At 30.4% G+C, this 20312-nt stretch carries 15 protein-coding genes and 2 tRNA genes; 4 read left to right on the top strand and 13 right to left on the bottom strand.

Annotation, left to right across the window (positions count from 1 at the left end; all coding sequences use genetic code 11):
* Window positions 1–47 precede the first annotated feature (47 nt).
* The 3 genes from FIA58_RS16515 to FIA58_RS16525 form a co-directional block, all read right to left on the bottom strand.
* Entirely contained in the window at window positions 48–374 is a 327-nt protein-coding gene (locus tag FIA58_RS16515; protein WP_140963800.1) for a DUF6660 family protein, read from the bottom strand.
* 42 nt (window positions 375–416) lie between these two features.
* A complete protein-coding gene (locus tag FIA58_RS16520; RefSeq protein ID WP_140963801.1) occupies window positions 417–1658 on the bottom strand; it encodes a site-specific integrase in 1242 nt (413 codons plus the stop codon).
* A 272-nt stretch (window positions 1659–1930) separates the two neighbouring features.
* Window positions 1931–2015: transfer RNA gene (locus FIA58_RS16525), tRNA-Ser, on the bottom strand.
* A 409-nt stretch (window positions 2016–2424) separates the two neighbouring features.
* On the opposite strand from FIA58_RS16525, the gene FIA58_RS16530 reads away from it, so the two are divergent.
* The gene (locus FIA58_RS16530; protein WP_317167925.1) at window positions 2425–3135 is read left to right on the top strand and encodes a hypothetical protein; all 711 of its coding nucleotides are present in this window, start codon (window positions 2425–2427) and stop codon (window positions 3133–3135) included.
* Here FIA58_RS16530 and FIA58_RS16535 read toward each other — a convergent pair.
* Entirely contained in the window at window positions 3118–6828 is a 3711-nt protein-coding gene (locus FIA58_RS16535) for a metallophosphoesterase (RefSeq protein ID WP_140963802.1), read from the bottom strand. The two genes, FIA58_RS16530 and FIA58_RS16535, sit on opposite strands and share 18 nt — an antisense overlap.
* 25 nt (window positions 6829–6853) lie before the next feature.
* Between FIA58_RS16535 and FIA58_RS16540 the strand changes: the two genes are divergently transcribed.
* The gene (locus FIA58_RS16540; RefSeq protein ID WP_140963803.1) at window positions 6854–8035 is read left to right on the top strand and encodes a Pycsar system effector family protein; all 1182 of its coding nucleotides are present in this window, start codon (window positions 6854–6856) and stop codon (window positions 8033–8035) included.
* Here the strand turns inward: FIA58_RS16540 and FIA58_RS16545 are convergent.
* The 9 genes from FIA58_RS16545 to FIA58_RS16585 all read right to left on the bottom strand — a co-directional run bounded on the left by FIA58_RS16545 (window position 8032) and on the right by FIA58_RS16585 (window position 18186).
* On the bottom strand, window positions 8032–10401 hold the full coding sequence (locus tag FIA58_RS16545) for a GAF domain-containing protein (protein ID WP_140963804.1): 2370 nt from the start codon (window positions 10399–10401) through the stop codon (window positions 8032–8034). The two genes, FIA58_RS16540 and FIA58_RS16545, sit on opposite strands and share 4 nt — an antisense overlap.
* A gap of 128 nt (window positions 10402–10529) precedes the next feature.
* A tRNA-Val gene (locus FIA58_RS16550) sits at window positions 10530–10604 on the bottom strand.
* A gap of 59 nt (window positions 10605–10663) precedes the next feature.
* Window positions 10664–11878 carry a bifunctional folylpolyglutamate synthase/dihydrofolate synthase gene (locus FIA58_RS16555; protein ID WP_140963805.1) on the bottom strand — a complete coding sequence of 405 codons (1215 nt, stop codon included), beginning with the start codon at window positions 11876–11878 and terminating at the stop codon, window positions 10664–10666.
* A gap of 128 nt (window positions 11879–12006) precedes the next feature.
* A complete protein-coding gene (locus FIA58_RS16560; RefSeq protein WP_140963806.1) occupies window positions 12007–12813 on the bottom strand; it encodes a TonB C-terminal domain-containing protein in 807 nt (268 codons plus the stop codon).
* 137 nt (window positions 12814–12950) lie between these two features.
* A complete protein-coding gene (locus FIA58_RS16565; RefSeq protein ID WP_140963807.1) occupies window positions 12951–13346 on the bottom strand; it encodes an ExbD/TolR family protein in 396 nt (131 codons plus the stop codon).
* On the bottom strand, window positions 13346–14050 hold the full coding sequence (locus tag FIA58_RS16570) for a MotA/TolQ/ExbB proton channel family protein (RefSeq protein WP_140963808.1): 705 nt from the start codon (window positions 14048–14050) through the stop codon (window positions 13346–13348). Before FIA58_RS16570 ends, FIA58_RS16565 begins: the two co-directional genes overlap by 1 nt.
* Window positions 14051–14098: 48 nt before the next feature.
* Complete coding sequence (gene nhaD, locus FIA58_RS16575) at window positions 14099–15469, bottom strand: sodium:proton antiporter NhaD (protein ID WP_140963809.1); 1371 nt, start codon at window positions 15467–15469, stop codon at window positions 14099–14101.
* 28 nt (window positions 15470–15497) lie between these two features.
* On the bottom strand, window positions 15498–16724 hold the full coding sequence (locus tag FIA58_RS16580; RefSeq protein WP_140963810.1) for a Glu/Leu/Phe/Val dehydrogenase dimerization domain-containing protein: 1227 nt from the start codon (window positions 16722–16724) through the stop codon (window positions 15498–15500).
* A gap of 397 nt (window positions 16725–17121) precedes the next feature.
* Window positions 17122–18186, bottom strand: a complete 1065-nt coding sequence (locus FIA58_RS16585) for an anhydro-N-acetylmuramic acid kinase (RefSeq protein ID WP_140963811.1) — start codon at window positions 18184–18186, stop codon at window positions 17122–17124.
* 93 nt (window positions 18187–18279) lie between these two features.
* Between FIA58_RS16585 and FIA58_RS16590 the strand changes: the two genes are divergently transcribed.
* Both FIA58_RS16590 and FIA58_RS16595 read left to right on the top strand, forming a co-directional pair.
* Window positions 18280–19419: an acyl-CoA dehydrogenase gene (locus FIA58_RS16590; protein ID WP_140963812.1), complete on the top strand. Its 1140-nt coding sequence runs from the start codon at window positions 18280–18282 to the stop codon at window positions 19417–19419.
* 75 nt (window positions 19420–19494) lie between these two features.
* A complete protein-coding gene (locus FIA58_RS16595; RefSeq protein WP_140963813.1) occupies window positions 19495–20130 on the top strand; it encodes an endonuclease III domain-containing protein in 636 nt (211 codons plus the stop codon).
* Window positions 20131–20312 lie beyond the last annotated feature (182 nt).

The following is a 20312-nucleotide window of genomic DNA, read 5'->3' on the forward strand; positions in this document are numbered from 1 at the left end:
TTTGTGCTATGAACACAAGTTTCTAACCCGAAATTACTCGGGCTTCATTATACTATTTGAGGTGGTTGCCAAATACTCCCAAAGAAATTGGCATACAAAATAGATTTATAAATGGAGTTTAGCGTTTGAATTTCTTCAATTGAGGTATGAAAATTAAAAACTACTGTAGGTACATAAGACAATACACTTTGTCCACAGCAGTTACAAATACAAAAAGGAGAACATGCATCATTTTCTTGATCGTGTGAATGATTATCGTGGTTTGTGCCTATTTCACTTGAAGTATGAGTAAAACTAGTTTCTTCAACATCTGCACATGGCAAACATGAAAGAACTACTAAATAGATTGATAATATGTAGCTTATAAATTTCACAGCTGTAAAAGTAGTAAAATTATTTTTTTGTTTTACGTTTTTCTAAGCTTCTTTAGTATTCAACTTAAAACTAGAACTAAATTTATCTTTCAAAATACGCATATCCTCACTAACTTTTCTATCCAAAACTTTTGCGTAATGTTGCGTAGTTCTCAAATTTTTATGTCCAAGCATTTTACTTACGCTTTCGATTGGAACTCCATTAGTAAGTGTTACAGTTGTCGCAAATGTATGTCGAGCAATATGGAAGGTTAATTCTTTTTCAATCTCGCAAACAGCTGCTATTTCTTTTAAATAGGCATTCATTTTTTGATTGGACAGAATAGGAAGTAATTTTTCCTGATTATTACTTTGTGGATGATTCTCGTATTTATCGATTATCATTTGTGTAACTGGCAGGATTGGAATTTTAGAAGCACTTTCTGTTTTCTGTCTATGTGTAAATATCCATTTCTCACCATCAATACCGAAGCTTATATGGGACTTTGTTAAGTTTTTGACATCAATGTAAGCCAAACCAGTAAAGCAACTAAAAAGAAATATATCACGAACTAAAGAGAGTCTTTCTGTTTTGAAATCCTTTTCGATAATACTTTGAATTTCAACTTCAGATAAATAAACACGTTCTACTTCTTTTACTTTGGATTTGTAGTTCGCAAAAGGATTTTTGTCAAGCCAGTCATTGGCCAAACATATCTTGATAATTTTATTGAAGTTCTTGATGTATTTTACAGCTGTGTTATTTGCACAATTTCTAACACTTCTCAACCAGAATTCGTAATCGGTTATAAAAGCGTGATCAATCTTCATAATATCAATATCGGAAACATTGTATTTCCACTGCATAAACTCAATGGTATGTTTCAAAGATGTTGTGTAACGTTCTAATGTTCCTGGTGCATATTCTTTACCTACCAATTCTTTTATTTTGTTGTTGTGGTCTTGGAAAATAGGAACTAACATTCGAGCTCTTTCATCAACTCCAAGTAACAAACTTTTAAAACTCTCGGCAGTAATTGGAATTTTTTTATGGACTAATTCCATTTGGGTATCAATTATTTGAATTTTCAACATATCCAGATGGCTATTTATTGAACGAGCCTCTTCTGAATTACCTTTAATTTTGTTAGATTTAGTGCACCATTTAGATATTTCTATAAATCTATTGGTACTTAACTCAATCCTTTTTCCATTGACTGTAATTCTTGTGTAGATTGGAACTAAACCGTTAACATTGGCTTTTGCTTTTTTAGCATAAAAAAGAATAGAAACTTTTGCTTTCATAATGGTGACCTTTTTATTAGTATTAAATTTAATTTTAATATTCAAGGTTCACAAGATGTACAAGTTTTAAACAGGTTATTGAACTGGCTGTAACATCCCATGAACATTAGGTTAAGTTAAAAATCGGTTACCCAAAATTTGAGTTTTTTAGGGTAACCGAATTTATCCCTTTAGGTTCACGAATTAATGAATGTTTTGAAGGTTATAAAAATAAAAAAACCCTTAAAATCATACGATTTTAAGGGTTTTAATTCAATTTGCTTTTCAGCTAGCGGAGAAAGAGGGATTCGAACCCCCGGACCTGTTACAGTCAACAGTTTTCAAGACTGCCGCATTCGACCACTCTGCCATTTCTCCAATAAAGCACTATCATTTCCTGATTGCGAGTGCAAATATAGAAACCTTTTTTGAGTTTCAAAAACAAAATAAGAAAAAAAATCTATTAAAAATAAAAATAAAACACAAGTATCTAAAATACAAACACTTAAAATTTATGCTATTTTTCAATCATAGTATAGAATTCCTCAAAAGAAGCAAAAAACAGAAAGCAACTATAATACTTATCTTTATAAAAAAGTATATAAATCTAATAGCTAACAGAACTAACTCATCATGAAAATAAAAACACTTATCAATTTGTTTGTTATATTTGTTTTATCATGTCAATCCAATAACAAAAAAATTAAAATTTATTTTGAGCTACCTAAAAAATTAAAAGAAACTTCAGGAATTGCTTTTTCAAAAGAATTGAACTCATTATTTATCATTGAAGATAGCGGCAACAAAAATAAAATTTACACAATTAATAATCAAGGAAATTACAATTAAAAATACAGAAAATATAGATTGGGAAGATTTAACTACAGACAAGCAAGGAAACCTATATATTGGAGATTTTGGCAACAATGAGAACGTTAGAAAAAATTTAGCAATATATAAAATCAATTCAGCAAACCTTCATCAAGATACAATTCGGGAAATAAAAAAAATCACTTTTAACTATCCTGAGCAAAAAGAATTTCCACCCAAAAAAGATGCCCTTTTATATGATTGTGAAGCTTTTTTTGAATGGAACAACAGCTTTTATTTATTTACTAAAAACAGAAGTAAACATTTCGACGGGATCTCTCTCATTTATAAAATACCTAATATTCCTGGCCATCATACCGCAGCATTAATAGGCCATTTCAAAACTTGCTCAGACAATAAAGATTGCGCCATAACAAGCGCAACAATGAGTATTGATCAAAGTAAGATTATTTTACTATCTAACAACAGAATATGGCTTCTTGAAAATTTCGAAGATAAAGATTTCAAAAAAAGCAAAATTACAGAATATGACTTGGGACTTTCTTCACAAAAAGAAGCAATCTGTTTTAAAGAATCTGATACAATTTTAATTGCTGATGAAAGAAAAAAAAAGAAAGGAGGAAATGTTTACTCAATCTCTTTAAAACACCTAAAAGGCAAATCCTAATCCAAATGCAACCCTAAAACCATCATTAGAATTAAAAACGCCTAAATTAAGACTAAGCAATTCTGCTCCGTTAATAAAAACCCCACCACCATATGAATTATTCCATTTATTAGAGTCCTCATACTTGTACCAAACTCTCCCATAATCAAATGCCCCATAAATACCCAACTTAATAGGTACAAATTGAGTTTTAACACGATTAAAGCTATAGCGAATATCTGTGTTTTGATAAAATGATTGATTCCCTATAAAACGTTGGTTTCTAAAACCTCTTAAACCATCATTCCCTCCTATTGAAGCTGCCTGATAAAATTCAAAATCATTAACCAAGTTTATTTGACTTTTTACTTTTGTAGCCAACACCAACTTACCTGAAGAACTCAATTTATGATTAAAGCTTATTTCTGGCATTATATAACCAAAACTCTTGTTTTTCACATCCAAACTCTTTTTATATCCAATTTCCAAACCTATTCGCATACCTAATGTTGGATAGGCCTTGTTGTCATAATTTTCAAAAAAATATTTTACATTAGTATTAAAAAATTGATTTTCATCAAAGATATAATTAGGCAATTGAGTATTATTCTTTACAAATCTACCTTCTGTCTCTTGGACTTCAATAGATGCATACTGTAGCCCAAAACTGAATTGACTTCCTCCATACAATTTCCAGACTAAAGAAGGTCCAATGTTAAATTCTCTAACTTTAACTCTATTATAATTTAATCCAAAATCATCATCATTGTTTTTTGTTTCATTTCCGTATCCAAAAAAGTTTAAGCTAAAATTTGGACTTTGAAACTTTGTCTGCAATACTAAATTTAAATTTCCAATAGCATTAGCAAACTCTCCTTTATAGTCTAATTCATAACCATTTGTTGCAAAATAGTAAGCTCCTTTGAATTGGTGTTGTCTAGTAAATGGATTTCGTTCAAATCCATAGACCGTATATGTGTTATTCATCCCTATTTTAAAACCATCATCAGGATTTGCTCCAATTGTAGGAATTAATTGGTTTGTATTTGTTTTCAACTTTTTGTAATCATACACATTAATAGCGTATTTATCTTGTAATTTCAAAGTAGCCTTACCTGCATCTGTAACATCATTATTCTTTGTTTTATAATCATATATTACAATATTCCTTCCTTTTTCTACTTGATAAACATCATTATTTTGTCCTCCAATTAAGCGGATTTTTATTTTTCTACTTTTCCCAACAACCTCAAAAGTATCATCATCATCTAAGCCATAAATCCATATCTCTTTTGTTAACTTTGGATTGTAAATTCTATGATGAAATAAGTCTTTTATAGTTTTGTCTTTTTTTCTAAAAACTGAAACCTCAACCTCACCATTCTCTTTTCCTTCAATTTTAATATAATCATCTTTATTTGTAGCGGTTATTACAGCATATTTATTCACTAAATTAAAATATCGATCTGAAATTTCCTGAAGATTATCCCTTCTATTCAAAAGCATTTTCTTTATATCATCTACTGTATAATCATTTACCTCTCTTGGCATAGAATTAAATGCCTCATCTACAACTCCCTTTGTGATGTTTTTTTTAATTAACTCAACTTGTTCATCCCAAACTTCTTTGGTTGCATCTGTTATAAAAGCCATATCTAATGGGAGAGGCTCTATATTAAACCCCTTTACGTTCTTTAAATCAGAATTATATTTCTTTAGGAGCTTAGCAACTGGAATTAATCTTACTGCAGTTCCAAGTACAAGACCATCAGACATTCTTGAAAAAGGCTGGTCTCTATCTCTTGGAAGAGGTCGATATACTTTTTTTTCATTCTCTTTAAATTGCAACCATCTCCATTGGTCTTGATGCCTGTCCCAATCTCCCACCAACATATCAAACAAACGGGCTTTTATAAATGCTTTTTCATCAACCATTTTAGATTCATCATCATGAATTTCTTTCAAAACATCCATCGTACTAATTATTTCACCAGTAAAATCCCCATCTGCTAAATCAGTATGTCCATCAGAAGCATGTTCTTCAAACTGATACAATTCATCTCCAAACTCCTGATTAAAATCACCCAATACATCTTGCTTAGGAATATAATATAATTTAGGGTTCAAATGCGCTAAACCTATTGCATCTGATAAAATAGCCATGGTAAAAGAAGCATAAGGATGAGAACCTGTAAAGACATCTTTTACTAAAGACTCTGCTTTTGTGTTTTTAAATTCCCTTTCAACATATTGATCTTTAAACATGGCTGCTTGTATATATTGTGAGGCATTTTTTTTCATAGCTCTCATTACATACTGCTTCCCTTCCTTATCTTTAAGACGAAGTGCTTTAGATTGCGTTCCTCCTCCTTTACGTACTGGAATTAAGCCTCCTTTTAAAGTATCTAAATAAGCTATTTTAGCTTTCACTGGAGTACTATAATATTTTCTAAATCTTTCTCCCCATAGAAAAGTGTAAAATTTCCCTTTTTTAGTTTCTTCTTCACTATATATAGAAGATTGAATAGAATCTTTTACAACAATAGGATATTTAACTTCATTTTTAAAAGAATTTGATTTTAAAACTATAGTTTCAAATTCTACTTTATCATTTTTTGCAGAGATAAAGCGAATTTTAGATGCACCATTTCTGTATACATCTAAAATAGCATAACCATTAACCCCATAAGAAAATTTACCTCCTTTTACATTTCGAGTTGCTGTCGCTTTTGAACCAGAACCACTTATAATTTGAGGAATATTATCTTCAACCAAATATTGTAAACTATGCTCATGACCCGAAATAAGGATAACTCTATCGTTCTGTAACGATGCAGCCACAATATTCTTTTTTAAATCATTGTAATATTTATTAGATAAATCTGCATTTACTATCCCTGTAGTCCTTCTTATACTGTTTTTTAATGTTCCTAAAACTGGAACAGGATTCATGTGTTCTCGAAAAGAATACTGTCCACCATGAGGTCCATTACTAAACATAGGATGATGAATAGCTATTAATGTAGTCTTTCCTCTTGCTTTTTTAATTTCATTTCTAAATTCTTCTAAAAACTGATTTCTAGTCTTTATTTCACAGTCATCATTTATAGTTGGATGATTATCCCAGTTAGTAATATACCATTCAGAATCAACAATAATTAAAACAATCTCATCATTAATAGCAACAGTTTTAATTGGACAACCATTTTTAGGGAGAAATGAATTCTTTCCCAATTTTTTTTCTACATATTCTTGCTCTCTTTTTAAACCTTTTACTCCATTAGAATACCAATCATGATTTCCTGGAATGAAAATTGTTTTTCCTTGAAAATGCTTAACCGCATCAATCTGTACGTCTAGTTGATGCATTGCTAACTCTCTTCCAACATTATTCTTTTCTGGCATTCCTTTAGGATAAATATTATCTCCTAAATACAATACCGTAGCTTCTCTAGATGATTCATTAAGCTTTTCTTCAAAACTACTTAATGCTATAGTAGTACTATCTTTTTTAGCATTACCTGCATCCCCTAATAGATAAAAAGTATGAGCAATTTCAAATTGAGAAGTATTTTCTAATAATTTTGCATCTTCCGTTTCGCGACTTATTTGAGCTTTTTTGGTCGCACAAGAAACTACAACACCAAACACAATAGTAAGTACAAAAAGTCTCTTTACTATTAAAAGTTTATTATTTAGTAAAAACAAATTCATAAATTAGTAAAATAAATAGAGATATATGGATATAGTTGAATTAGCATCAATTTATGTAAGAGAATTATTTGACAACAAGTTACCTCAAAATTTTGTTTATCATAATTACCACCACACAGTAACTGTTGTTAAAGCTGTTCAAGAAATAATTGATGCTATCGAAATTTCATACGAAGATAAAGAAAAATTACTTATTTCAGCTTGGTTTCACGATACAGGATATACAGAATGCATTTCAAATCATGAAGAAAAAAGCGCAAAAATTGCTAGTGATTTTTTAAAAGACAATAACAAGAATCAAAACTACATTGATGATATAAAGAATTTAATTATGGTTACTGTTTTTAATTATATACCTAAAACAGAATTAGAAAAAATAATTAAAGATGCTGATTATGTTCATTTTTCAAAAAAGGAATACATAAAAACTTCCGAATTATTAAGAATGGAATGGGAACAAACTTGTAACAAATGTTTTTTTGATAAAGAATGGATGCTAGAAAATTATACTTTATTGAAAAAAAAGCATCATTATTATACTAATTATGCTAAAAATAATTGGCAAAAAAACAAAGAGGAAAATATTAAACTAATAGAAAAAAAAATAAAAAATTCTCAAGAAATGGAAACGCAGCAAGCAAAAGAGAGTAAAAAGAAAAACAAAACTAATAAATATGATAGAAGTGTTGACACCATGTTTAGAGTTACTCTTAGCAACCATACTAGATTAAGTGAAATTGCAGACAGCAAAGCTAATATTTTACTTTCAGTAAATGCCATAATCATATCCATTGCTCTTTCTACAATAGTACCTAAACTAGATAGCCCAAATAATGCCCATTTAATATTTCCTACTTTTATAATGGTTGTTTTCAGTGTAACTTCAATTATTTTTGCCATACTATCAACTAGACCAAAGGTTACATCTGGAACTTTTACAAAAAAAGATATTGAAGACAGAAAAGTGAATTTACTCTTTTTTGGAAATTTTTACAAAATGCCTTATGAAGATTATCAGTCTGCGATAAATGATATGATGACAGACAATAACTACCTTTATAATTCAATGATAAAAGATTTATACTACTTAGGAATAGTTTTAGAAAAGAAATACCGTCTTTTAAGAATAACCTACAACATATTCATGGTAGGAATTGTTTTTTCGGTAATAGCTTTCGTAATAGCTTTTAAAGTAGCTACTGTTTAATTTAATTCATTCAACAAATCCTGATAAGAATATTTTTTATCCACAACCGTTGTATTTACAACCTTAACTCTAATTGCCTTAAGCCCTGAAACACCTTGTAAATCCTCTACTTCAAATTGTTCAATTGCATCTTCTAACAATGATTTATGTTGTAAATATTTAATGTATTTCAAATATTCTTTTTCTTCGTGGGAGTGAGAATAAACTATGGTTATTTTTTCTTTCTCTGTAATGCGTTCATTTGTACCTAAAATCAATGCCTTGTCAATGCGTTTTTTTACAACTTCATATCTTGCATTATAGGAACCGTCAACATCAAAACGTTTTTCATCCATTCTAAAACGAATAGAAATAGGCGAACTAAATACTAAAATCAAAGAAGTAACATCAAGTGCATAAGGCAATGTGTCTTTTATCCTGTGATGCTCTAGTTCCATCTCACATAATGTTTGCAACTGCCATAGTCTTAAATTACTAATATACATTTTATCAAAAGGTACATTTGGTGAAATTGAAGACCCTATATAAAGATTATGCTCTACACCATCAGTTTTAAAACGCTCATAATAGTGTGGATAAATCTCTTGAGCTTCTAATTGTTTAGCATCAAGTATAGATGCCATTTTTTTATTTATAATAGCTAGTGTATAATCAAAATCCTTTCTATGATGATAAAACATTCCTGTTTTTGAATCTAGGCTTTCAAGATAGCTTTCTATTTTTTCTTCTACAACAAGGTCATTTTTATTTGCATTTAAAATTCCATGAATCTCTGTTTCAATGTAACTCTGAATCTGCTGTTCCGTATCAGCTTTTAATGGCAATTTAAGTTCTCCTAAATATTCATTTAATTCAAACTTTCTTTGCTCTAAAATCATAAGGTTTTGAGATGTTTTTATCATCCCTAAAATTGAAATCAAGGTCTCTATTTGTTGAACTAAATCTTTCTTTACTGTTTCATTTCTTTTATCTGAGGATCCTTTTATGTCAATCTGACCATACATTGGATACACTTCCTTAAAACTAATCTCTTTAAAAATATAATCTTTTGTATTACTTATAGAATCAATATAATTTTTTGCTTCTCTTTTAAATTTCCAGTAAACACTTGAATGAATTGCTGTATATTCTTTTTGAATAATAGCTTCTTCAAGATTTTTTAAATCACTATTTGAACGCTCTATAGTATCTGTAATAAATGGCATTACCAAATCTAACTTATTAGCATTTATAGAATTCAAAGCTCCTATTGTACTTGAAGCAACCTCCAAAACACCTAGTAAAACACCCTCTTTAACAATTGGTGCCATTATACAACTCTGAACGTCTTGCTCTAAAAGTATATTAGCTAATTTATCGAAATGTAAATCGTTCTTATATTCTTTTACATTTGAAATTATCAGTTTTTTTTCATTTTTGATTAACAAATCAAATGAATAATCACATAAAACATCTTTACAATCCTCTTCTTCCAAGTTTTCCAACAAAAAACTTTTGAAATTAGAATTACTAAATGGAGGCTTAGAAAATGTCATTTCTTCGCTATTAAATTTAGTAAAGCCAATCCTTAAATCTGCAATCTTAAAAATTGATCTAAAAATAGTTTGAACAGCATTTATGTTCTCTAGATCTTTCTTTTTAAAATCCGATTTAATTAAAGTAGTTTTTAACTTAGAAATTGCATGCTCGGTAGTAACATTTACAAGAGTCGCAATTACAAACCCTTTCAAAATCCATGATTCTTTTGGAAAATATTTTTTCCATAAATCAAGATCTTCATAGTTATCAATTAAATTTTTTATAATTTCTTGACTTAATTGGATGGATTTATCAGTCGGAAATATCTCAACAAAATCAGCATTATATAAAATTCTATAATGCTCAACTATTCCATCACTATTAGGAATATCAAAGAAAATTGGATTATTAAATTCAATGTTTTGATTATAGTAGAAATTTAATATTAAACAGCAATTAAGCACATAAAACTTATGCGCATCAAAATCGCTAATATTTATCTCTAAACCATACCCAGCATCAGTTAAAATTTTTTTAAATCGCTCAGAATAATTAAATGTAATATTCTGAAAAGGAATTGTTGCCGCTTTAATTTCATTATTTGTCAATGAAGTAGGAAATAAATCAGCTAAAAGGTTTTTTACAAGACTTTTATTTTCATAAATAACAGACAATTGCTCAATACCTTCTTTAAATTCTGGTTTTCTTCCAACCTCATTTAAAAGACTTTTTGCATAATTAGAACGATAGTCAACATCAGACATAGCTATCACCTCTAAACTCTCAATAAGCTTATGAAAAGATATTAAAATTTTAAAAGGACTGTCATATTGATATTCCAAAACCATGTCATTTAATTTTATACAAAATTAAACATTAAAAAGCAAACACAACATTAAAACTTCAATTGATTCTTTTACAAAAAACCAGATAAAAAAAGAAAAACTCCAAAAAAAATATTTTTGGAGTTTTGTTGTGGGCGATGAGGGGTTCGAACCCCCGACCCCCTCGGTGTAAACGAGGTGCTCTGAACCAGCTGAGCTAATCGCCCTTATTGCGGGTGCAAATATAGAATAGATTTTATTAATTACAAATCTTTTTTAAAAAAAATTACACAATTTCTGCAACTACAAAAGTACTTCCTCCAATGTAAATAAAATCATTAGTTGTAGCGACTTTTTGCGCCTCTTTATAAGCCTCTGAAACAGAATTAAATACCAGTCCTTTCAAACCAAAATCATTAGCTTTTTGTTTTAAAGTTACTGCATTTAAACCTCTCTCTAAATTTGGTTTACAAAAATAATAATTCGCATTTCTTGGAAATAAAGACAAAATAGCATCTAAATCTTTATCCGAAACTACCCCTAATACAATATGCAAATTCTCAAATTTCTCCTTTTTTATTTGATTTATTACAATTGCTAAACCATCAGCATTATGAGCTGTATCACAAACAATTTTGGGTTGAGATCCTAGAATTTGCCATCTTCCTAAAAGACCAGTGTTTTCTATTACGTTTAAAAACCCCTCTTTAACTGCTTTTGTTGGAATAATAAAATTCTTTTTTAAAAACGCTAACGTTTGCAAAACACCTTTCTTGTTTGCTTTTTGATACTCTCCCAACAAAGTACTAGCCAAATCTGGTAAATCTAAATCTTGTGCAAAATAAACCTCTGTACCAACTTTCAAAGCTCGATTTAAAAAAACTGGCTTAGTCTCAGGTAAGTACTCACTAATTACTACTGGAACATTATTTTTAACAATACCTGCTTTTTCGAAAGCTATTGCTTCCAAGGTATTTCCTAAAAACCGAGTATGATCAAAACCAATATTTGTTATTAGAGACACCAAAGGAGTGATTACATTTGTAGCATCTAGTCTTCCTCCCATTCCAACTTCAATTATAGCTACATCTACTTCTTCTTTTGCAAAATAATCGAAAGCAAGACCAACAGTCATTTCAAAAAAACTAAGATTATGAGATTCAAAGAAAGATTTATGCTTTACTACAAATTCAACCACAAATGCTTTGGAAATTTTATTTCCATTAATTCGAATGCGTTCTCTGTAGTCTTTTAAATGAGGAGAAGTATATAATCCAACCTTATATCCCGCTTCTTGCAATACAGAGGCTAATAATGAAGAGGAAGACCCCTTCCCGTTAGTTCCTGCTACATGTACAGATTTGAATTTGTTTTCAGGGTTTCCTAAATAATTTACTAATGAAATAGTGTTAGATAAATCATTTTTATACGCAATTGCTCCTTGTTGTTGAAACATTGGCAACTGCTTAAAGAGCCAAGAAGTAGTTTCTTCGTATGTCATTCAGTAGCAAAGCTTAGAGTTAGTTTGTATTTGAAATTCCTGTCATCCGCTATATCTTTAAACTAAAACTCCGCTTAAAAGATACCGCTCCTATCAGGGTTAAAAAGTTATCTTTTTGTTTTTTTTGGTTATTCCCCTAATTTAAAGTTGATTACTACAAATCCTATTTGAGTTTCAGGAGCATTCGCATCCGCTTGCCATTTAAAGCTTTTAGCTGTCTCAAGAGCAGGATTAACCAAACATGGATTAGTATTTGTAGTTCCTTGACTTCTCTCCGCTTTAATAACATTTCCGCTTCGATTTACCCAAATTTTCACTACTACTTTTCCTTCTTCATTACAATCTTGTTGTTTTTTAGTATTTCCAGCTAATTTTCTTCCAGCCAAACCCCAACCTGTTCCATTACCAGAACCAGTTCCGTTTCCTGTTCCATTACCATAAAAACTATTTGAATATAAACTTCCATTTGGATCTCCTTTATCACCAGCTAAACCATCATCACCATGACCTCCTTGATTTGTTCCAGTAGATTTTGGACCGTTTAATAAAGCATCCAAAGCATTATTTGTTTCTTTAGAAGGTTTTGGTGTTTCTACTTTTGGTTTAACTGTTTCTTTAGGTTTCTCTGTTGGCTTTTTGGTGTCTTTTTTTGGAGTTACTACTACAGGAGCGTCTTCATCTTGTGTTAAGATTTCATCTTCTTGAGCCGTTACAGGTTCACTTACCGTCGGTTGTGGAGCAGACTGTATTGGTTCTGTAGGTTGAATATCTCCTTGACCAACATCACTTGTTCCAAAGTTTATAGCAATTCCGTTTTCAGGTGGTGGATCCATATAAGTTAAACCTAAAAACACGCACAATAGCAACAAGATTGCAAATATTGCACTTGTAATCGCAAACGACTTTTTCTCTTCTGGTGTTTCTAGAAATTTCATTTATATATGAATTTATCTTTTATAATACCCAATTTGTTATCACTCAAATGCCCTAGCCCTGATGGAAGCGACATCCTTTTATAAGTTTAGAAAACTTATAAAAGATATAGCGAACAGCAGGAAATAGCTCCAAAAAATTATTTTGGATTAACCGCAACTACCATTTTAATTCCATTTCTGTAAGCAATATCCATAACATACACTACTTTTTCATGTGGCACTGATTTTTCAGCACGCAATACAATAGCTTTGTTTTCGGCATTTGCTACTAAACCTAATAATAGCGTTTCTAGTTGAGTTTCATCAATCTTATTTTTATCAATAAAAAAAGACAAATCTTTGTCGATACTCACAGAGATACTCTTATTACTGTCCGTCTTTCCTTTTCCTTTTGGCAGCACCAAATCCAATGCATTGGTCGTTACCATTGTTGAAGTTAGCATAAAAAATATCAATAACAGGAATACAATATCCGTCATAGATGACATATTGAATTCTGTTGATACTTTATTTCTTGTTTTACCTAACTTCATTATACTGGTTCATTTAATAAATCTAAGAAATCTACTGCATTTGCTTCCATTTGATTCACCACTTTATTGGTTTTAACAACTAAGTGATTGTAACCAATGTAAGCAATAATACCTACAATTAATCCGACAACGGTTGTGGTCATTGCAGTATAAATCCCTTCAGCTAAAGAACCTACTTCTATTTGACCACCGCCACTAGCCATTTTATGAAAGGCAAGAATCATACCAACTACTGTCCCTAAGAAACCAATCATGGGTCCAGCTCCAGAAATAGTAGCTAGCATACTGGTGTTTTTTTCTAACTTATATAATTCGAGATTTCCAGCATTTTCAATGGCTGTATTAATATCTTCTAAAGGCTTTCCAATACGTGAAATTCCTTTCTCAATCAACCTTGCTACTGGAGAATCTGTTTGTACACATAACATCTTTGCTGCGTCAATTTTACCTGTAGTTATGTTCATTTTTATATTATTCATAAAACTAGCATCTATTTTACTGGCTTTATTAATTGCCATCAGCCTCTCAAAATAAAGAAAAAGGGCAAAAAACAACAAAACAAATAAAACAAAAATTATAACTTGACCACCAATACCACCACTGGTTAACAATTCCCAAATGGAAAGAGTTTGTTCAACTGGTTGGTCTTCTAATAAAGTTTCATTAGCTACAGCTAAACTATCAACTTGAAGAAATATACTCATATGAATTATTTTATAAAGTAATAACGAAAAAATAAATTAAAAATTACATTAGTGAACAACGTTTAAAAGAAAATCCCTAATAAAAACAAATCCAATTGCTCCAGCTAAAAACCCAATTAAAGCTAACCAACCGATTTTTTTTAGATACCAAATAAAATCAATTTTCTCCATACCCATAGCTACAACTCCTGCTGCAGAACCTATAATCAACATACTTCCTCCTGTACCTGCTGCATAAGCTATAAAATGCCATGCTGGCTCATCCATACCGATTTGAAACATTCCTATACTAGCCGCAACTAATGGCACATTGTCAATAACTGCTGAACCTGCACCTAATAGCAAAACAACTAAATCAGAAATTTTGGTTGAAGCGTGCTCTGTACCTAAATAAGGTACATTATTTTCTAATATTCCTGCAAAATCAAATAACATTCCTAAAGATTCTAAAGCTGCGACAGACATTAAAATACCTAAGAAAAATAAAATACTTGGCATTTCAATCTTGGATAATGATTTATGCACTGGACTATGGTGATCTATAGTACCATCTCCGTCTCCAGAAGTAGCTCCACCCATACTGAATTTTCTATTACTTAAAAATTCAGCAACAGCTGCAACAATTGCTAAAGACAACATCATTCCTACATATGGAGGTAAATGTGTAAATGTTTTGAATACAGGTACAAACAAAATTGAACCTAAACCAAGATAAAAAATTAAACTACTATATTTGGGAGTTGTTTTATCGTCATCATTTTCAGCATCAATATAACCTTTAAAGATCTTCATTCTCGAAGCTATGAATGTTGGTACAGCAAAACACAAAATAGAAGGTATTAAAACATGCTCTATTAATTGTGATGCAGAAACTTTGTTAGCAATCCACAACATCGTAGTCGTAACATCTCCAATAGGAGACCAAGCTCCTCCTGCATTTGCAGCAATAACAATTAATCCTGCAAACCACAAACGAGTTTCTTTCTCTTTTACTATTTTTTGAAGTATGGTTATTAAAACAATAGTAGCTGTTAGATTATCAATGATTGCAGATAAAACAAAAGCAAGTATTGTAAAAAGCCATAATAATTTAGATTTACTTTTTGTTTTTATGAAAGATTTAATTGTCGCAAAACCATCAAAATAATCAATAATCTCAACAATAGTCATCGCTCCCATTAAAAATACAAGAATTTCAGCAGTTTTTCCTAAATGATGCAACAAAACCCCTTCTAGATGATGAGATTCTTTACCAACACCTGGAATTATATCAAAAACCTCTAAGTGATTAACTGCAATTAACGCCCACAAAATAGCCATCATAGCTAATGCGGGAATCAATTTATCTACTTTTAAAGAATGCTCCATTGCTATCGCTAAATAACCTAGAACAAATATTACTATCAGTAAAATTTCCATTTTTATCGAGTTAAGTTTTGGGTTAAATTTAAATTAACTGTTTTAATGCTATCTCAAAAGCTCTAGCACTTATATTCTTCTTATCAGTGCTAACAGCATGTACTTTTTCAATAGCATTTTTAATTCTATTTGAAGTATCAGAAAAAATAGCATCATCAGTCATTTGGACTTTTTTCTCCATAAAGTAGGCAAAAACTCTAGCCATACCACAATTAGCAATAAAATCTGGAATAAGACTAACTTTAGCATCTGTCTCTTCCATAATTGAACCAAAGAAAATTTCTTTATCAGCAAAAGGCACATTGGCACCACTTGAAATCACTTCTAAGCCTGAAGCAATCATTTTATCCACTTGAGATTTAGTTACCAATCGAGAAGCTGCACATGGTGCAAAAATTTGAGCTTCAATGGACCAAATTTTTTCATTGATTTCCTCAAATGGAATCATATTTGGAGCAACTAATTTATTTCCATCTTTATTTAAGAAAAGTGTCTTAATTTCTTCAAAAGAAAACCCTTGCTCATTAATCAAACCACCATCTCTATCGATAATACCTACAACTTTGGCACCCATTTCTGCTAAATAAAAAGCCGCAGCAGAACCAACATTACCAAATCCTTGCACAATAGCTTTTTTACCCTTTACGTCTCCTCCAAAAATTGTATAAAAATGGCGCACTGCTTCTGCAACACCATAACCTGTTATCATATCAGCGACAGTATATTTCCTATTAACATTAGGTGAGAAATTAGGATTTTCAATTACTTTAATTACACCTTGACGCAATTGTCCAATTCTATTAATTTTGTCTGCTTCAGTTGGTTTAAAATGACCATTAAAAACACCCTCTTGCGGATGCCAAACACCACAATCTTCTGTCATTGGTATAACTTCATGAATTTCATCCACATTTAAGTCACCACCTGTTCCATAATAATTTTTCAATAATGGAGATACTGCTTTATACCATCTTTCTAAAACCCCTTTTTTACGAGGGTCATTGGGGTCAAAATTTATTCCCGATTTAGCACCTCCAATAGCTGGACCAGAAACTGAAAATTTCACCTCCATTGTTTTTGCTAGAGAAAGCACTTCATTCATATCTAACCCTTTACGCATTCTAGTACCACCTCCAGCAGCTCCTCCTCTTAAAGAGTTAATAACGGTCCATCCTTCTGCCTCTGTTTCAGGATCTTTCCAATTAAATACTATTTCTGGTTCTTTATTTTCAAATTTTTTAAGTAAATCTTTCATTATGATGTTAAAATTGGTAGACAAATTTAAGTTTTTCCTTTTTTTTTAAAGGCAATTTTTCAAGTAATATTTTTAAACGGTCTATTATTTAACAATTTTTTCACATATGAATGATATTTTAAAATAAAATTAGAAGAATCATTCTTTTATCAAATACCAATCGGTAGATTTACAAAAATAATAAAGAATAAACCTAGTTATTTTTCCACTTCAAAATTTGCAATAGAAATAACAACCGATTGCTTAATTACCCATAACAAAGAGGATAAAGATACCAATCCAAATTATTCCATTCGTTTAAACGAAAATTGGAAAAACAGTAAGTTAATCCTTACGGAAGGATTGGGACATAATTTAAAAAGTAAAGAATTAGAAGACAAAGTAATTGATTTCATAACTAATTAAAATAAATCACACCCGCAGAATGATCTTTTTTGGCACCAGTTACAGAAGCTAATACATTGATTTCATTACGCAATTTTAAAACCCCTAAAAAAGCAAAAATAAGCGCTTCTTTATATTGAATTATGGCATCATTTGGTATAACTAATACTGTTTTTGGTAAATAGTATTTCATTCTTTCTATTAGAAAATCATTATATGCACCACCTCCAGTTATTAAAAGCGTTTTATCCTCATTTGAGAGAGAAACACTTATTTGATAAGCAATATGCTCTACAAAAGTCCGAAGCATATCTTCATTAGGAATCTTAAATTTATCTAACAGAGGAAAAATAATTTCATTTACAAATTCCATTCCTAAAGATTTAGGATAAGATTCATTATAAAAAGACAACATATTCAATTTTTCAAATAAATCGATATTTAAAATTCCTTTCTTTGCAAATAAACCTTTATCATCATAATCAAATCCCATTTTTTTGGAATAAAAATTTAGAACAGTGTTTACTGGAGAAATATCATAAGCAATTCTTTTACCCTCATTCTCGAAAGAAATATTTGAAAAACCTCCAAGATTCAAACAGTAATCAAATTCCGAAAACAACAATTGATCCCCTATTGGAACTAAAGGAGCTCCTTGACCACCTAAAGTCACATCCTGAACTCTAAAATCACAAACAACAGGTAAATTTATTAAGGAAGCTATTTTAGGCAAATTACCTATTTGTAAAGTATATCCTTTATCGGGTTGATGCAAAATAGTATGTCCATGACTACAAACCGCATCAATATGTACTATTGCATTTTTAGCAATAAATTGCGATATGTAATTACATAGTAAATCAGTGTACTCTTCATTAATTCCTTTCAAATCATTTTTAGACAAATAAATAGCATTTTTTAGCTTCTCAACCCAGTCACTAGTGTAAGAAACTGTCTCGTATTTAAGTATTTGAAAATTCCAACTATATTCCTTTTGAAAAGAAATATAAGCTAAATCAACTCCGTCTAAGGAGGTACCTGACATCACACCGATAACGTTGTAGTTTTCTTTAAACATGGTTTAAAATTACAAATTGTTATTGAAAAATAAGCAATAAATACCTACATTTGGTACGAAATTAAAAATAATCAAAATAGAATATCAAATAATATGGATTTTAAGCTAACCGAAGAACAAATAATGATTCAACAAGCAGCTAGAGATTTTGCTCAAACTGAATTATTACCTGGAGTTATTGAAAGAGATGAACATTCAAAATTTCCAACTGAACAAGTAAAAATGATGGCTGACTTAGGCTTTCTTGGAATGATGGTAGATCCAAAATATGGTGGTGCAGGATTAGACAGTATTTCTTACGTATTAGCAATTGAAGAAATTGCAAAAGTTGATGCTTCTGCTGCAGTAATTATGTCTGTTAATAATTCACTAGTTTGTGCTGGAATAGAGAAATTTTGTAATGAAGAACAAAAACAAAAATACCTTGTCCCTTTAGCAAAAGGGGAAGTAATAGGTGCTTTTTGTTTATCTGAACCTGAAGCTGGTTCAGATGCCACTTCACAAAAAACAACTGCAATAGATAAAGGTGATTACTATTTATTAAATGGTACTAAAAACTGGATTACTAATGGTGGTACAGCATCTACATATATAGTTATAGCCCAAACAGATGTTGAAAAAGGGCATAAAGGAATTAATGCTTTTTTAGTAGAAAAAAGTTGGGAAGGATTTTCAATTGGTCCAAAAGAGAAAAAGATGGGAATTAGAGGATCTGATACACATTCATTAATGTTCTCAGATGTTAAAGTTCCAAAAGAAAACAGAATTGGTGCTAATGGTTTCGGTTTTAATTTTGCCATGGCTGTCTTAAATGGAGGTAGAATTGGAATTGCTTCTCAAGCATTAGGAATTGCTTCAGGAGCCTACGAATTAGCTTTAAAATACGCACAAGAAAGAGTAGCTTTTAAAAAGCCAATTATTCAACATCAAGCAATTGCTTTCAAATTAGCAGATATGCATTTACAAATTACAGCTGCAAGAATGTTATGCTTTAAAGCTGCTTTTGAAAAAGATAACGGAGAAGACATCTCTCATTCTGGAGCAATGGCAAAACTATTTGCTTCTGAAACTGCTATGAATACAACAATTGAAGCAGTACAAATACATGGAGGAAATGGTTATGTAAGTGAATATCATGTAGAGAGAATGATGCGTGATGCCAAAATAACTCAAATTTATGAAGGGACATCAGAAATTCAAAGAATTGTTATTTCAAGAGGTTTAACCAAATAATTTTAATAAATTACAGCCAACAAAAAGAGTGCTATTTTATAAATAGCACTCTTTTTTATTATATTTAAATAAAAAATGCTATTCAATAACTGGAAAGAGAACCTTCAGCCTTTATTAGAAAGATATAAAAATAAAAAACATCCATTAGCTTATAAGAACACATACCAACTGTTAATAATGGTAATCCTTTCTGCCAGAGACTCAGATGCTAACATTAACAAAGTTACAATCCTTTTTTTTGAAAAATATCCTAATATGGAAAGTCTTTCAAATGCATCAGTCAAAGAGGTAACAACTTATATTCAATCCATAAAGAATTACAATAATAAAGCAAAATGGATTTTTGAAATAGCATCTATTCTAAAAACTGACGAAAATATACCAAAAAACCTAACTAATTTAATTGATTTAAAAGGAATTGGAAGAAAGTCTGCTAATGTAATTTTAAGAGAAACCAATCAAAAATCAGAAGGTATAATTGTTGATTTACACGTAATAAGAGTAGCTCCAAGAATAGGATTGACTCCAAAAATTAATAATGGAGATAAAATTGAAAAAAAATTAATGAACGAACTTCCCTATGAAATATGGCATGATATAGGAATGTCATTATCCTTTTTAGGTAGGGAAATTTGCCGTCCAACGAATCCTAAATGCACAACTTGCCCTATAAATATTCATTGTAACAATTACAAGTTAAATACTCAATGATTTACTACATGATCGTTCATCAAGATTACTCGTAAAGCCGTAAAGCATCTCTTTTATAATAGTTTATTTATTTCTCTTCATAATTTCTATAAAAAGCGTTTAAAGTAAGCTGCTTTTATTATTAACAAACTAGTTTAAGCTACGTTTATCTTTTGATATTCTTTTAAACAAAAAACCCTCAT

The sequence above is a fragment of the Flavobacterium jejuense genome (genome assembly GCF_006491595.2).
GTDB classification, from domain to species: Bacteria; Bacteroidota; Bacteroidia; order Flavobacteriales; family Flavobacteriaceae; genus Flavobacterium; species Flavobacterium jejuense.

Excerpts from the sequence above, each read along its gene's own strand:
- FIA58_RS16520 (WP_140963801.1), bottom strand. The coding sequence starts at position 1,658 with ATGAAAGCAAAAGTTTCTATTCTTTTTTATGCTAAAAAAGCAAAAGCC.
- FIA58_RS16535 (WP_140963802.1), bottom strand. The coding sequence starts at position 6,828 with ATGAATTTGTTTTTACTAAATAATAAACTTTTAATAGTAAAGAGACTT.
- FIA58_RS16540 (WP_140963803.1), top strand. The coding sequence starts at position 6,854 with ATGGATATAGTTGAATTAGCATCAATTTATGTAAGAGAATTATTTGAC.
- FIA58_RS16545 (WP_140963804.1), bottom strand. The coding sequence starts at position 10,401 with ATGGTTTTGGAATATCAATATGACAGTCCTTTTAAAATTTTAATATCT.
- FIA58_RS16555 (WP_140963805.1), bottom strand. The coding sequence starts at position 11,878 with ATGACATACGAAGAAACTACTTCTTGGCTCTTTAAGCAGTTGCCAATG.
- FIA58_RS16560 (WP_140963806.1), bottom strand. The coding sequence starts at position 12,813 with ATGAAATTTCTAGAAACACCAGAAGAGAAAAAGTCGTTTGCGATTACA.
- FIA58_RS16565 (WP_140963807.1), bottom strand. The coding sequence starts at position 13,346 with ATGAAGTTAGGTAAAACAAGAAATAAAGTATCAACAGAATTCAATATG.
- FIA58_RS16570 (WP_140963808.1), bottom strand. The coding sequence starts at position 14,050 with ATGAGTATATTTCTTCAAGTTGATAGTTTAGCTGTAGCTAATGAAACT.
- nhaD (WP_140963809.1), bottom strand. The coding sequence starts at position 15,469 with ATGGAAATTTTACTGATAGTAATATTTGTTCTAGGTTATTTAGCGATA.
- FIA58_RS16580 (WP_140963810.1), bottom strand. The coding sequence starts at position 16,724 with ATGAAAGATTTACTTAAAAAATTTGAAAATAAAGAACCAGAAATAGTA.
- FIA58_RS16585 (WP_140963811.1), bottom strand. The coding sequence starts at position 18,186 with ATGTTTAAAGAAAACTACAACGTTATCGGTGTGATGTCAGGTACCTCC.
- FIA58_RS16590 (WP_140963812.1), top strand. The coding sequence starts at position 18,280 with ATGGATTTTAAGCTAACCGAAGAACAAATAATGATTCAACAAGCAGCT.
- FIA58_RS16595 (WP_140963813.1), top strand. The coding sequence starts at position 19,495 with ATGCTATTCAATAACTGGAAAGAGAACCTTCAGCCTTTATTAGAAAGA.